The sequence below is a fragment of the Microbacterium sp. Z10_103 genome, from assembly GCF_058310455.1.
Genome location: NZ_JBZEGK010000001.1, coordinates 1,182,381 through 1,196,209 on the forward strand (window position 1 = coordinate 1,182,381; position 13,829 = coordinate 1,196,209).

The window sequence follows — 13,829 nt, forward strand, 5'->3', positions numbered from 1 at the left end:
CGTGATGGGGGGTGAGGTGGATGGACCAGGCGACCCTGACCATGCTCGGTAACGTTCCGGAGAAGACCGGACGCACGCTGGACGAATGGTTCCAGGTGATCGACGGGACGGGTCTGGGCACACACGGCAAGATCCTCGGACACCTCAAGAGCGAGTACGCGGTGTCCCACGGCTTCGCGAATCTCATCGCGGCCCGCTACCTCGCGCGCGGTGAGATGCCGGCCTCGGACTCCGCGATGCTGGATGCGCAGTTCACCGGCCGGAAAGCGGCACTGCGTGGGCTCTACGACGCGGTGGCGTCGGCGGCCACGGGCCTCGGGGCCGACGTCGAGGTCGTTGTGAAGAAGACGGCGGTGTCCTTCCGGCGCGGTCGCCAGTTCGCCTACGTCGAGGTGCCGAGCGCGGCTCGAGTACGCGTCGGCCTCAACCTTCGCGGTGCGCCGCCCACGGAACGACTCCGTGCAGCCACGGGGATGTGCACGCACGCCGTTGACCTGGCCACCCCCGCAGAGGTGGACGACGAATTGCGCGGCTGGCTGCGCGACGCCTATGAGCGCGTCGGCTGACCCTCGGGAGGAGGGAGCTCCGACAGGGGGACGAACAGCGCGGCGTCGGGTCCGGAGGCGCGAACCCGCTTGAGGTACTCGCCGGGGGTCCAGCCCGTGAACCGTCGGAAGGCGCGGATGACGTCGGCGTGATCGTAGTAGCGCGAGCTCACGGCGACATCGGCCCATCCCGGCGTGCCGGATCCCAGCGAGCTGATCAGAGTGTGGAATCGCCACACCTGCGCATAGGCCTTCGGTGCCATGCCCACCGCGCCCCGGAACCGACCGATCAGCGTGCGGTGCGAGACACCCAGCGCGATCGCCAGGTCGCCGATGGGACGGGCCGGATCCTCACGGATCGCAGCCAGGACCGCGGAAGCGACCGGATCGGCCGGCACCGGCCGGTACGCGTCCGCCAGGCAGGTCACGATCGCGTCCAGCGCATCGCCTGGGGGAACCGGAGCGGAGCCACGGCGGAGCGCGGAGGCCACTTCGTCGATCCCGTCGATCACCGCGGCAGCCGGCTGTACCCGCCCCACGACCCGAGCCGGGCTGACAGCGGAGACGGAGCTGAGCGCGTTCGGCTCGAGCTCGACGCCCACGTGGCGGATCGTCTCGGGAAGCTCGGTGATCAGGTATTCGGCGTGCGGTCCGGAGATGAAGGCATCCGCGACGGGCAGCGGCGTTCTGTCACGGGTGAAGATGCGGTAGGGAGTGGAGAGGTTGACGATCAGGTGGATCCACGGGAGCGGAAGGATCTTCTCGTACGGCCGGGCACGTGGTGTCTCCAGGAACCAGACGCGGCGGACGGGCCCTTCCAGACCGGGGGGCGCCGACCGCTCGAGGTAGATCACCGCACGGTGCCGCCGGAAAGGGAACGCGCGGTTTCGGCGAGGCCCTCGAGTCCGCGGTCGCGGAGGGCGCGTACCAGCGCCGTGCCGACGATCGCGCCGTCGGCGTACTCCACCACGCCGGCCACCTGTTCGGGGGTCGAGATGCCGATTCCCACACACGCGCGCGTCGCGCCGTGTGCCCGGAGACGGCCGACGAGCGTCCGGGCCGCTGCATCCAGCTGGGCGCGTTCGCCCGTGATGCCCATCGTCGAGACGGTATAGACGAAGCCGGTCGAGGCCGCGGCGATCAGCTCGAGGCGTTCGTCGGTGGAGGTGGGCGCGGCCAGGAACACGCGATCAAGGCCCGTGCGCTCGCTGGCGGCGATCCACTCCTCCGCGTTCTCCGGAGTGATGTCGGGCGTGATCAGACCCGCGCCGCCCGCGGCCAGCAGGTCGTCGGCGTAGCGGTCCACGCCGTACTGCACCACGGGGTTCCAGTACGTCATGACGAGAACGGGCACATCGACCCTGCGCGTGATCTCCGCGATCGCGGGAAAGAGATCGGAGAGTCGGAAGCCGCCGGCCAGGGCCGCCTGCGTGGCCTCCTGGATGATGGCGCCGTCCATGACGGGATCGCTGTAGGGCGGTCCGATCTCCAGGACGTCGGCGCCGTTCTCGGCCAGCGTCACGGCGGCTTCGATCCCGGTCCGCAGGTCGGGGAACCCTGCAGGCAGGTACCCGATGAAGGCCCCCCGTCCTTCGGCATGAGCGGCGTCGAGGGCCGCGGCCACCCGGGAGGTCACAGTTCCACGCCTTCTCCGCTGGCGGCGTCATCCGCCGGCGGAACGTTCACGATCTCCGCCTGCTGCGCGTCGTACAGCTCGAAGTACCGGGCGGCGGTGTCCATGTCTTTGTCGCCGCGACCGGACAGGCACACCGCGATCACGGCGTCGGGTCCGAGGTCGCGACCGATCCGCAGAGCGCCGGCCAGGGCGTGGGCGGACTCGATGGCGGGGATGATCCCCTCCGTCTCGCTCAGGAGGCGGAGGGCCTGCATCGCTTCGTCGTCCGTCGCGGGGATGTACTCCGCGCGGCCGATCGATGACAGCCAGGCGTGCTCGGGGCCGACGCCCGGATAGTCCAGGCCCGCCGAGATCGAATGCGACTCGATGGTCTGCCCGTCCTCGTCCTGCAGCACGAACGTGCGAGATCCGTGCAGGACGCCGGGACGCCCACGTTCGATGGATGCCGCGTTCCGCGGCGTGTCCACGCCGTCGCCGGCCGCTTCCACGCCGTACAGGCGCACATCCTCGTCGTCCAGGAACGCGTCGAACATGCCGATCGCGTTGGACCCGCCGCCCACGCAGGCGAACACGGCGTCGGGAAGGCGCCCGACCTCGTCGAGCAGCTGGGCGCGGGCTTCCTCGCCGATGACCTTCTGGAAGTCGCGCACCATCGCCGGGAAGGGGTGGGGGCCGGCCGCGGTGCCGAAGATGTAATTGGTCGTCTCGACGCTGGCCACCCAGTCGCGGTACGCGTCGTTGATGGCGTCCTTGAGGGTGCGTGAGCCGGTGCGGACGGGGATGACCTCGGCGCCGAGGAGGCGCATGCGCGCGACGTTGAGCGCCTGGCGCTCCGTGTCGACCTCGCCCATGTAGATCGTGCAGTCGAATCCGAACAGGGCGGCGGCGGTCGCTGTGGCGACGCCATGCTGACCCGCGCCGGTCTCGGCGATCACCCGTGTCTTGCCCAGGCGCTGGGTGAGCAGCGCCTGGCCCAGGACGTTGTTGATCTTGTGTGACCCCGTGTGGTTGAGGTCTTCGCGTTTGAGGAAGACGCGGGCGCCACCGGCGTGCGCCGCGAACCGCGGCACCTCGGTGATCGGCGACGGGCGTCCGGCATAGCTGTGCAGCAATCGGCGGAGTTCGTCCAGGAACGCCGGGTCGGCCATCGCCGACTCGTACACGGCCGTGAGCTCGTCGATCGCGGCGATGAGCGACTCGGGCATGAACCTGCCCCCGAAATCGCCGAAGAACGGTCCGGACTGGTCACGAAGACTCATGAGGATGCTCCCAGAAAGGCCCGTAGCGTCGCGACGGGGTCGCCGGTGACCAGGGCTTCTCCCACCAGGACAGCGTCGGCTCCGGCGGCGCGATAGTGCGCCACGTCGGCGGGGGCGAGCACAGCCGACTCGGCGACCTTTATGGCGTCGGCCGGCACGCGGTCGACGAGGCGGCCGAACAGATCACGATCGAGCTCGAATGTCGACAGGTCACGGGCGTTGATCCCGATCACGCGTGCCCCGATGTCGGAGGCGCGAGCGACCTCGTCCGCCGAGTGGGCTTCCACGAGGGGTGTCATCCCGAGGTCCAGAACGAGCGCGTGCAGGTCGATCAACACCTGCTGCTCGAGCGCGGCCACGATGAGCAGCACGAGGTCGGCGCCGGCGGCGCGCGCTTCCAGCACCTGGTACGGGTTCGCGATGAAGTCTTTCCGCAGCACCGGAAGGGCGACCGCGTCTTTCACGGCCTCGAGGTCGGCGAGACTGCCCTTGAAGCGACGTCCCTCCGTGAGGACGGAGATGGCGGATGCGCCGCCTTCCTGGTAGAGCGCGGCCTGGCGGGCCGGGTCGGGGATTTCGGCGAGATCTCCGCGGGAGGGGCTGGCGCGCTTGACCTCGGCGATGATCTTCACCCGGTCGGTGGGTGCCAGGGCGGCCAACGCGTCTCGCGCGGGAGGCCGATTCAGCGCGTCGCGTTCCACCTCCGCCAGCGGACGGGCGACGGCGCGCGCAGCGGCGTCTTCCACAGCGCCGGCCGTCAGGTCGGCGAGCATGCTTCGTCTCGCTGGCGCTCGCTCAGCACCCGTGCTCAATGCTCTTTGACGGTGGTCTTCGAGCCGCCGACGCCGTAGCCGGCCCGCGACATACCCCAGCCCACGAGGAGCCCGACGACCACCAGAACGGCAGAAGCGATCACCAGCCAGGCGAGGTCGAGGAAGAACGCGACGGTGCCGATCGCGATGGCGATCAGCATGATCGTCACGGCCGTCCAGGCGGCCGGAGAGTGTCCGTGACCGGGGTCGCCGATGTTGCTGCTCATGGGTCTCCTTCGGGTGCGGGCACGGCCTGTCGTGTGCGCACCTCAGTCTACCGGTGCCCCTTGCCGCTCCGAATCACCGGGGCGTTCAGCGCGTCGGGTCTTCGCCCCGGGACAGGTCGTCCCAGGAGTCGATCGCATCGGGCGGACGCGATCCGGCCGGCCCGGGGGCCGAGCTGTACCGCCGGTCAGCGCCGCTTCGCCAACGGCGGGCCGTGACGAGGGTGAATCCGCTGGCGGCCGCCAGCAGCACCTGCGCGAGCAGCGTGATCAGAGGCCACGGCGTCGGATCGATGCTCGCCACCAGGCGGGCGACGGCGTCGACCCCGGCGATTCCCGTGGCGGTGGTCACCGTCGAGGCGACAGCGGTCACCGAGGGTGAGAGGGCGATCATGGCCGTCGCCCATCCCAGGGCCACGGCGAGCACGACGCCCAACGCTCCGAAGATCACCCGCACGACGGTTCCGACGATCGACAGTGCGGCGCCCAGGGCGAGCACGGCCAGGCTCAGCGGTGTCAGCACCGGAAGGGCGTCGGCGCCGGGCACCAGGAGAGGTTCGGCGGCGCCATCGGCGAGTGTCACGGTCAGCCACGTCTGCGTCGCCGAGATCACGCCGATCGCCCCGGCGGCGAGCATGGCGACGACGGCGAGCAGCCGGGCGCGCCGCTTCATGACGAGGCGCCCACCACGGGCTCCAGGTCATCGGCGTCGAAGCACGTGCGGGTTCCCGTGTGGCAGGCGGGGCCGACCTGCTCCACCTGGATCAGGAGGGCGTCCCCGTCGCAGTCCAGGCGCGCGCCACGGACGAGCTGCATGTTGCCGGATGTGTCGCCCTTGCGCCAATACTCCTCGCGCGAACGCGACCAGAAAGTCACCCGGCCGCTGGTCAGGGTGCGGCGGAGGGCTTCGGCATCCATCCACCCGAGCATGAGCACCTCGCCGGTGTCGTGCTGCTGGATGATCGCGGGGGCGAGGCCCTCGGGCGTGAAGGCGACGCGCGCGATCCTGTCCTCCACGCTCCCGCCTTCGTTGTTCTGCGTGGTCACGAACGCACCTCGATCCCGTCTGCGGCCAGCGCCGCCTTGACGTCCCCGACGGTGAGCACGCCGGTGTGGAACACGGATGCGGCAAGCACCGCGTCGGCACCGGCGTGGATGGCCGGCGCGAAGTGCTCGACGGCGCCGGCGCCCCCGGAGGCGATCACGGGGACGCTGGACACCTCCCGCATGAGGGCGACGAGCTCGAGGTCGAAGCCTTCCTTGGTCCCGTCGGCATCGATGGAGTTGACCAGCAGCTCGCCGGCACCCCGCTCGATCGCCTCACGCGCCCAGTCGAGCGCGTCGAGGGTGGTCTCGGTGCGGCCGCCGTGCGTGGTGACGACGAACCCGGATGCGGTCGTGGCGGCACGCTTCACGTCGAGCGAGAGGACCAGCACCTGCGCACCGAACCGGTCGGCGATCTCGTCGACGAGGTCGGGGCGCGCGATCGCGGCGGAGTTCACGCCGACTTTGTCGGCGCCGACGGCCAGCAGCCGCGCGACGTCATCGACGGAGCGCACTCCCCCGCCGACGGTCAGCGGTATGAAGACCTCTTCGGCCGTCCGCCGGACGACGTCGTACGTGGTCGCCCGCTCGTCGACCGTCGCGGTCACGTCCAGGAACGTGATCTCGTCGGCGCCCTGGTCGAAGTAGAGCCGCGCGAGCTCGACCGGGTCGCCCATGTCGCGGAGGTTCTCGAAGTTCACGCCTTTGACCACACGGCCGGCGGCCACGTCGAGGCAGGGGATGACACGTCGTGCCAGAGACATCGTCACAGACCGTTCGTCACAGGCGTGCCGCGTGGATCTCGGTCACGAGGATGGCGCGGGCACCGATGGCCCAGAGGGCGTCCATCACCTGGTTCACCCCGCGCTTCGGGCTCATGACACGGACGGCCACCCACTCGGGGTCGCGGAGGGGAGAGATGGTGGGCGACTCGATTCCCGGTGCGACCGCGACGGCGTCGTCCACGAGACGGGCGGGCAGGTCGTAGTCGATGAGGACGTACCGCCGGGCCACGAGGACGCCGCGCAGGCGCCGCAGCAGAGTGTCGGTGCCGTCCACGTCACGGGGGCCGGCGATCAAGACCGCTTCGGACTGCAGGAGCGCCGGACCGAAGATCTCCAAGCCGGCCTGACGCAGCGTCGTCCCGGTCGAAACGACATCGGCGACCGCATCCGCGACGCCCAGCTGCACGGCGGATTCGACCGCTCCGTCCAACGGTACGAGGTCGACGGCGATGCCGCGCTCGTCGAGGAAGCCGTCGACCAGACCGGGGTAGGCGGTGGCCACGCGGGCCCCTTCCAGGTCGGCAAGTTCGGTGAAGCGTCCGGGACGTCCGGCGAAGCGGAAGGTGGAATCGCCGAAGCCCAGCGCTTCGACCTCCCGCGCACCGGGCATGCGCGCATCCAGCAGCAGGTCGCGACCGGTGATCCCGACGTCGAGGGCGCCCGATCCGACGTACGTCGCGATGTCGCGGGGTCGGAGGTAGAAGAACTCGACCTCGTTGGCGGGGTCGATGACGTGAAGATCTTTCGGGTCCCGCCGGCCGGTGTAACCGGCCTCCGAGAGCATTTCGGAGGCGGTCTCGGCGAGCGAGCCCTTGTTCGGCACGGCGATGCGCAACATGACGGGCTTTCGTGGGAGGAGGCGAATGGGAGGGAGGGAGCGCTCAGAGATGTCGGTAGACGTCCTCGAGGCTCAGGCCTTTCGCGAGCATGAGAACCTGCAGGTGGTACAGCAGCTGGGAGATCTCCTCGGCTGCGGCGGCGTCGGACTCGTACTCCGCGGCCATCCACACCTCGGCGGCCTCTTCGACGACCTTCTTGCCGATCGCATGGATTCCCGCGTCCAGTTGCGCGACGGTACCGGAGCCGGCCGGGCGTTCGATCGCCTTCGCGCTCAGCTCGGCGAACAGGGCGTCGAACGTCTTCACTCAGCCAGGGTATCGAACCTGCGGTGGCCGCCGGGTCAGTGCGCGGCGATGCTGAGCCGGCTCACCATCAGCTCGAGCCCGGCCGTGACGAGGACGGGCCATGTCGGTTCCGCTCAGGCAGCGGTGTAGTGGCGGCGCGCGAGGGAGCGGAGGTGGGCGATCGCGGCGTCCGGGTCACCCGCCCCGAACACGGCGGAACCGGCCACGAAGGTGTCGGCTCCCGCCTCGGCGGCCTGCGCGATCGTCGACTCGGAGATGCCGCCGTCGACCTGGAACCACACCGTCGAGCCGCGCCGGCGGGCCTCGTCCACGAGGGCCCGCAGCTTCGGCATTGTTTCGGGTCGGAAGGACTGCCCCCCGAAGCCGGGCTCCACGGTCATGACGAGGATCTGATCGAACTCGTCGAGGACGTCGAACAAGCCCTCTCCGGGAGTGTCGGGCTTGATCGCGACCCCGGCGCGCGCGCCGATCTCCCGCAACCGGCGGGCCAGAGTCACCGGCTCGGCGGATGCTTCGAGATGGAAGGTGACCGATGCGGCGCCGAGCTCGGCGTAGGCCGGAGCCCAGCGCTCGGGGGCGTCGATCATGAGGTGCACATCGAGTGGGACGGGGCTGGTGTCCTGAACCCGTCGCACCATCTGCGGCCCGAACGTCAGGTTGGGCACGAAGTGGTTGTCCATGACGTCGACGTGCACGAAGTCGGCCCCGGCGATCCGTGCGAGCTCGGACTGCATGTTGACGAAGTCGGCGGCGAGGATGCTGGGGTTGATCCGGACCGGATCATCGGAATCGCGGGGAGGGGCCACGGGTCCATTATGGCCAGCGCGCCTCACGCCGTCTTGCGCAGGAGCGCGATCGACATCGCGTCCGTTCCGTGCCGATGGGGCCAGAGCTGCGCGCGACCCGATCCGTCGGCCTGCTCGGGAAGCTCGATCGGCGAGCGGGAGATCGACCGGAGCACGGCGCGGGCATCGAGCTCTTCGATCCTTCCCCCCACGTCGCGGCGCACGTCGGCGAGCACTCCGGCCGTCTCCGCCAAGTGCGGCGAGCACGTGACGTAAGCGACGATGCCGCCGGGCCGGAGCCCGTCGATGGCGGCCAGGAGGAGTTCCCGCTGCAGTTCGGCCAGACCCGGCACATCGCCCGGGGTCTTCCGCCACCGCGCCTCGGGGCGCCGACGCAGCGCGCCGATGCCCGTGCAGGGCGCGTCGACCAGGATGCGGTCGTAGGAGCCGGGTGCCGACGCCGCGCGGCTGCGGCCGTCCTCCTCCGAGACGGGGACGTCCAGCGGCACTGCGGCGACCGCGCGGCGGACGAGCTCGGCGCGCGCCGGGGAGATTTCGTTCGCTTCCAGGGAGGCACCGGCTGCCAGCGCTTCGGCAGCCAGGAGCGCCGTCTTACCGCCCGGCCCGGCGCAGAGGTCCAGCCACCGCTCCCCCGCTCTCACCGGCGTCGCGCGACTGAGGGCGAGGGCGGCCAGCTGCGACCCCTCGTCCTGTACGCGGATGCGGCCCTCGCTTGCGCGGACCGTTTCCTCCGGGTCGCCCCCGGCCAGCGGGAAGGCGAAGGGCGAGTAGCGGCCGCGGCGCGCCTCGGCGGGCACCTCGGCGAGACCCGGCAGGGCGGCGAGCGTCACGCGCGGGGCGTCGTTGTCGGCCTGGAGGAGGTCGTCGAGCTCGTCGGCGCGGCCCTCGGCGGCCAGCGCGCGGCGGAAGGCGCGCACGATCCACACCGGATGCGACGACGCGAGCGATATGCGTTCGTCGTTCGAGCGCGCAGCCTCACCCACGCGGGCCAGCCATGTGCCCGGCGTATCGCGGGCTACGCGCCGCAGCACGGCGTTGGCGAACCCCGCCGGCCCACGACCGGCCGCCCGCCGGACGAGCTCGACCGACTCGTTGACGGCGGCGTGCGAGGCGACGCGTGTGGAGAGGATCTGGTGCACTCCGAGGCGGAGCGCATCCCGCACGGGCGGATCGATGTCGTCGGCGGGGCGGGCGGCGGCCAGCGCGATCACGGCGTCGTACGTTCCGCGCCGGCGGAGCGTGCCATAGGTCAGCTCGGTCGCCAGCGCCGCATCCTTCGTGTCCAGACCTGCCCGCGCGATGGTATGCGGCAGCAGGAGGTTCGCGTAGGCGTCGGCGTCGTCCACGGCGCGCAACACGTCGTACGCCACCTGCCGTGCCGCTTGCACGCTCATGCGCCCGCCCTCCGAGATTCCGTGCGGAGCCCGCGCCACCAGTCGGCGGCGGCCATGGCGCCGCGGCCGGCGGGCTGGACGCTGACCAGTTCGACCGGGACGCTCCCGGTGCCGGCGAGGACGCGGCGACCGCTGAGCGTCAATTCGCCGGGAGCGAGGGATGTGCCTTCCGCCTCCGCCGGTGCGGCACGCGTGATCTTCAGGCGTGCGCCGTCCACGGTCGTGTGCGCGCCCGGTTCGGGGGTGGTGCCGCGGATGCGTGCGAGCACGGCTGCGGCGTCGGTGGTCCAGTCGATCTCGCCGTCGGCGAGGGTGAGTTTGGGGGCGAAGGTCGGCTCGCCGAGTTGGGGTCTTGCGACCGCGCGCCCGGCGGCGATGTCGTCGACGACGCGCGCGAGAAGGCCGGCGCCCGAGGAAGCGAGCGCCTCCAGCGCCTCACCTGCCGTCACGTCGGCCGCCGGCACGGACTCCTCGGCGAACACGGGCCCGGCGTCGAGCTCGGCGACGAGCTGGAAGACGCTGGCGCCCAGGGTGTCGTCGCCCGCGATGAGCGCGCGTTGCACGGGTGCGGCCCCTCGCCAGCGCGGCAGGAGCGAGAAGTGGAGGTTGATCCACCCGTGGGTGGGGGTCGACAGCAGCGGCTCCCGCACCAGCCCGCCATAGGCGACGATCACCCCGAGATCGGGGGCGAGTGCCGTGACGGCGTCGGTGATCTCCCCGTTCAACCGGTCGGCCTTGAGAACGGGGAGCCCGAGCTCCGTGGCCGCGTGGGCCACCGGGGACGGCGTGAGGACGCGTTTGCGGCCCAGCGGAGCATCCGTGCGGGTGAGTACCGCAGAGATCTCGTGGCTGCCGGCCGCGAGGGCGCGCAGGGAGGGGACGGCCGCCGCGGGGGTGCCGGCGAAGACGAGGCGCATGGTTCTCCTCACAGGTCCGGTTCGGGGATGTCGAACCGGACTCTGAGTGTATTGCGGGCGCGTGTGCCCTTGCCGCGACTCCGGGCGCGGGCAGAGACGGCGTCGGCCACCACCGCGGCGCGCAGGCTCTCCGCCACGGCGCGGCCGGCCGCATATTCGAAGCGCACCAGCGCGCGGGCAACGGGAGCATCCCCATCGGTGGCGGGGCGCGTCACCGGCCCGAGGATCGCCTCGGTGGCGAGGTCGGGCACGTCGGCACGCAGCTGGGTCAGTGCCGCGTCCACGGCGGCGAGGGGTCCTTCGACCGAGGCGAGACGCACCGCCGGCGGCATATGCAGCGGGGCGCGCTCGGCGAGTTCGCCGCGGGCATAGGACGGTTGCGTCCACGTCGCCAGCGCGCGGGCCACAGGCCCGGTCACCCCCACGAGGTGCACCGGGGCCCCGGGGGCCGCCAGCGCGGCCGCGTTGGACCACCAGCGGAGGCAGTCCTCGCCGATGTGCAGGGCCTCCGACATCAGCATCCGCTCACCGTCCAGCAGGATGACGGTGGCGTACCCGCCGGGCGCGAACGGCTCGGCGCCCCGGGTCGCCACGACGAGGGCGGGGCGTCCATCCACCTCCGCGACCTGGTGGGCGCCGTCGGAGACGATCACGCGGACGCCGGGGAACGCGCGCCCGAGCTCGTCCGCGGTTCGCTCGCTGCCGGAGGAGGCCATGCGCACGGTCTGCCCCTCGCAATGCGGGCACGTCCAGCCGTGTGCGCTCCGGCCGCACCACGCGCAGGTGGGAACGACCCCCGGGCGTGTCGCCCGCAGAGGACCCGCGCAGAAGGTGCAGCGGGCGGGGCGGCGGCACTCGCCGCACACGAGCGAGGGAGCGTAGCCGGGGCGGGAGACCTGGATGAGCACCGGGCCGTGCGCGAGGGCTTCGCGGGCGGCCTGGAACGCCGATGACGGCACCCGTGACCCGCGCTCTCCCTCACGGGTCGCGCTGAGCACGACCCGCGGTGAGGCGCGGCGCTTCAGGTTGGCTTCCCGCACCCACCGCACATCGACCAGCCGCTGCACGTCGGTGGTGCGCGTGTGTCCGGCGAACACCAGCGCCGACCCCTCGAGTTCCTGCCGCACCAGCGCCGCATCGCGCGCGTGCACGCCCGGGCTGAGCGGTTCCGACAGCAGCGGATCGCCGTCATCCCAGATCGCGACCAGCCCCGCCCGGACGGGCGCGTAGACGGCGGAGCGGCGGCCGATGACGATGCAGGGTGCGTCATCGAGCATGCGCAGGAACTGGGCGTACCGCGCCGGGCCGGACTGGTCGGCGTCGTCGCGCACGACAGCCTCGGCGGGGACGAATGCCCCCAGGGCGCGCTCCAGCTGCGCCTGGTCGCGGTAGTCGGGCACGACGAGGATGACGCTTCGTCCGGCGGCGAGGACGTGAGCGGCGGAGGCCGCCAGCAGCACCGCCCACGCGCCGGTGGCGATATCGCGCGCGGGGCGGGGCGGGGCATCCACCACCAGGCGCTCCCCCGCAGCCAGGCCGGCGACCAGGTCGGCGTACTCCTCCAGCGCCGCGTTCGCGCGGGCGAGTGCCTCAGCAGGCACGAGCGGCGCGACGGGCGGGTCAGCCGCGAGCCAGGCCTTCTCGGCGCGCACCATGCGCTTGGGAACCGCCAGGCGCAGGATGTCGGCGGCCGACCCCGCGGCCCGATCGGCGACCCGTCGCGCGAGTGCGTAGAGCCGGGGAGGAAGCACCGCGACCGACGACACGACGCTGTCGATCTCGGACAGCGTCCGATCACCGTCGTCGGCCTCATCGATCTCGACGACGAACCCGTCGACCTGCCGTCCGGCCGACCGTAACGGCACACGGACCCGGACCCCCGGTGTCACCTCGACGCTCGCCGGGATCGCGTAGTCGAACAGACGGTCCAGCTGCGGAAGCGGCGAATCCAGCAGCACCCTGGCGACCCGCCGGGCACTCATCCGAACGCCCCGCCGAGCGGAGGCACGTCAGAGTCCGGCGGCGGCGCGCAGCTCTTCGACGCGGTCGGTGCGCTCCCACGTGAAATCGGGGAGATCGCGACCGAAGTGTCCATACGCAGCCGTCTGGGCATAGATGGGGCGCAGCAGATCGAGGCGGTCGATGATCGCCTTCGGGCGCAGATCGAACACGTCGAGGATGGCGCGGGTGATCGCCTCGTCATCGATGCGGCCGGTGCCGAAGCTCTCGACGTACAGCCCGACCGGGCTCGCTTTTCCGATGGCATAGGCGACCTGCACCTCGAGGCGCTCGGCGAGGCCGGCCGCGACGGCGTTCTTCGCGACCCAGCGCATGGCGTATGCGGCCGATCGATCGACCTTCGACGGGTCCTTGCCGCTGAACGCCCCGCCGCCGTGACGCGCCGCTCCCCCGTACGTGTCGATGATGATCTTCCGGCCGGTGAGGCCGGCGTCGCCCTTCGGGCCGCCCACGACGAAGGGGCCGGCCGGGTTGATGTAGTACTTCACGTCGGGGAGGTCGAGGCCCGTGTCGGCGAGGACGGGGTCGATGACCTCGGCCCGCACGAGGGCGCGCAGGTCGTCCTGCGAGATGTCGGGATGGTGCTGGGTGGACAGCACCACGGACTCCACGGTGCGGGGGATCTGCCCGTCGTATCCGAGGGTGATTTGCGTCTTGCCATCGGGGCGCAGGAACGGCAGCCGGCCATCGCGGCGCGCGGCGGCCAGCCTCTCGGCCATGCGGTGAGCGGTCCAGCTCGCCATCGGCATCAGCTGCGGCGTCTCCGTCGTGGCGAAACCGAACATGATGCCCTGGTCGCCGGCGCCCTGCTCGTCGCGGGGGTCGATCGATCCGCGCTCCCGCTGCTCGAAAGCCCGGTTCACTCCCGCCGCGATATCGGAGGACTGCGCGCCGATCGACACGCTCACACCGCAGGACTCGCCGTCGAACCCGGTTTCGCTGGAGGTGTACCCGATGCGATTGACCACGTCGCGCACGATCGCGGGGATCTCCACGTAGGCGCTGGTGGAGACCTCACCGGCCACGTGCACGAGACCGGTGGTGACGAGCGTCTCGACGGCGACCCGGCCCGTCGGGTCTTCGGCGAGGATCGCATCGAGGATGCTGTCGGAGATCTGGTCGCAGATCTTGTCGGGGTGCCCCTCCGTGACGGACTCGGAGGTGAACAGCCGCAGCTCGGTCATGCATGCTCCCTCAGGCGCAGAAGCTGATTCGGGTGTGGGGTGCAACGGACACGAGTATG

16 protein-coding genes are annotated in these 13,829 nt (G+C 71.4%); 1 reads left to right on the top strand and 15 read right to left on the bottom strand.

Annotated elements, in window-relative coordinates; translation table 11 throughout:
- The first annotated feature begins 20 nt into the window (after window positions 1-20).
- On the top strand, window positions 21-566 hold the full coding sequence (locus tag AC4FS2_RS05515) for a DUF5655 domain-containing protein (RefSeq protein ID WP_491153007.1): 546 nt from the start codon (window positions 21-23) through the stop codon (window positions 564-566).
- On the opposite strand, the gene AC4FS2_RS05520 is transcribed toward AC4FS2_RS05515, so the two are convergent.
- The 15 genes from AC4FS2_RS05520 to metK form a co-directional block, all read right to left on the bottom strand.
- Complete coding sequence (locus AC4FS2_RS05520; protein WP_491153005.1) at window positions 548-1,399, bottom strand: helix-turn-helix domain-containing protein; 852 nt, start codon at window positions 1,397-1,399, stop codon at window positions 548-550. The two genes, AC4FS2_RS05515 and AC4FS2_RS05520, sit on opposite strands and share 19 nt — an antisense overlap.
- Complete coding sequence (gene trpA, locus AC4FS2_RS05525) at window positions 1,396-2,181, bottom strand: tryptophan synthase subunit alpha (protein WP_491153004.1); 786 nt, start codon at window positions 2,179-2,181, stop codon at window positions 1,396-1,398. The genes AC4FS2_RS05520 and trpA overlap by 4 nt, the downstream gene beginning before the upstream one ends.
- Window positions 2,178-3,440 carry a tryptophan synthase subunit beta gene (trpB, locus tag AC4FS2_RS05530; protein WP_491153003.1) on the bottom strand — a complete coding sequence of 421 codons (1,263 nt, stop codon included), beginning with the start codon at window positions 3,438-3,440 and terminating at the stop codon, window positions 2,178-2,180. Before trpB ends, trpA begins: the two co-directional genes overlap by 4 nt.
- Window positions 3,437-4,213, bottom strand: coding sequence for an indole-3-glycerol phosphate synthase TrpC (trpC, locus tag AC4FS2_RS05535; protein ID WP_491176556.1), 777 nt, complete (start codon window positions 4,211-4,213; stop codon window positions 3,437-3,439). Before trpC ends, trpB begins: the two co-directional genes overlap by 4 nt.
- Before the next feature lie 35 nt (window positions 4,214-4,248).
- Complete coding sequence (locus AC4FS2_RS05540; RefSeq protein ID WP_491176559.1) at window positions 4,249-4,479, bottom strand: DUF6704 family protein; 231 nt, start codon at window positions 4,477-4,479, stop codon at window positions 4,249-4,251.
- An 85-nt stretch (window positions 4,480-4,564) separates the two neighbouring features.
- Complete coding sequence (locus AC4FS2_RS05545) at window positions 4,565-5,149, bottom strand: Trp biosynthesis-associated membrane protein (RefSeq protein ID WP_491176562.1); 585 nt, start codon at window positions 5,147-5,149, stop codon at window positions 4,565-4,567.
- Window positions 5,146-5,493: a phosphoribosyl-AMP cyclohydrolase gene (gene hisI / locus AC4FS2_RS05550; RefSeq protein WP_491177801.1), complete on the bottom strand. Its 348-nt coding sequence runs from the start codon at window positions 5,491-5,493 to the stop codon at window positions 5,146-5,148. The genes AC4FS2_RS05545 and hisI overlap by 4 nt, the downstream gene beginning before the upstream one ends.
- A gap of 26 nt (window positions 5,494-5,519) precedes the next feature.
- The gene (gene hisF / locus AC4FS2_RS05555; RefSeq protein WP_491155637.1) at window positions 5,520-6,284 is read right to left on the bottom strand and encodes an imidazole glycerol phosphate synthase subunit HisF; all 765 of its coding nucleotides are present in this window, start codon (window positions 6,282-6,284) and stop codon (window positions 5,520-5,522) included.
- A gap of 16 nt (window positions 6,285-6,300) precedes the next feature.
- A complete protein-coding gene (hisG, locus tag AC4FS2_RS05560) occupies window positions 6,301-7,143 on the bottom strand; it encodes an ATP phosphoribosyltransferase (RefSeq protein ID WP_491176563.1) in 843 nt (280 codons plus the stop codon).
- A gap of 43 nt (window positions 7,144-7,186) precedes the next feature.
- Entirely contained in the window at window positions 7,187-7,450 is a 264-nt protein-coding gene (locus AC4FS2_RS05565) for a phosphoribosyl-ATP diphosphatase (protein WP_491152995.1), read from the bottom strand.
- 113 nt (window positions 7,451-7,563) lie between these two features.
- Window positions 7,564-8,256, bottom strand: coding sequence for a ribulose-phosphate 3-epimerase (rpe, locus tag AC4FS2_RS05570; protein ID WP_491176565.1), 693 nt, complete (start codon window positions 8,254-8,256; stop codon window positions 7,564-7,566).
- A 23-nt stretch (window positions 8,257-8,279) separates the two neighbouring features.
- A complete protein-coding gene (locus tag AC4FS2_RS05575) occupies window positions 8,280-9,650 on the bottom strand; it encodes an RsmB/NOP family class I SAM-dependent RNA methyltransferase (RefSeq protein ID WP_491176567.1) in 1,371 nt (456 codons plus the stop codon).
- Entirely contained in the window at window positions 9,647-10,567 is a 921-nt protein-coding gene (fmt, locus tag AC4FS2_RS05580) for a methionyl-tRNA formyltransferase (RefSeq protein WP_491176570.1), read from the bottom strand. Before fmt ends, AC4FS2_RS05575 begins: the two co-directional genes overlap by 4 nt.
- An 8-nt stretch (window positions 10,568-10,575) precedes the next feature.
- The gene (locus tag AC4FS2_RS05585) at window positions 10,576-12,549 is read right to left on the bottom strand and encodes a primosomal protein N' family DNA-binding protein (RefSeq protein WP_491176573.1); all 1,974 of its coding nucleotides are present in this window, start codon (window positions 12,547-12,549) and stop codon (window positions 10,576-10,578) included.
- Between the two features lie 27 nt (window positions 12,550-12,576).
- On the bottom strand, window positions 12,577-13,770 hold the full coding sequence (gene metK, locus AC4FS2_RS05590; protein ID WP_491176575.1) for a methionine adenosyltransferase: 1,194 nt from the start codon (window positions 13,768-13,770) through the stop codon (window positions 12,577-12,579).
- Between the last annotated feature and the right edge of the window lie 59 nt (window positions 13,771-13,829).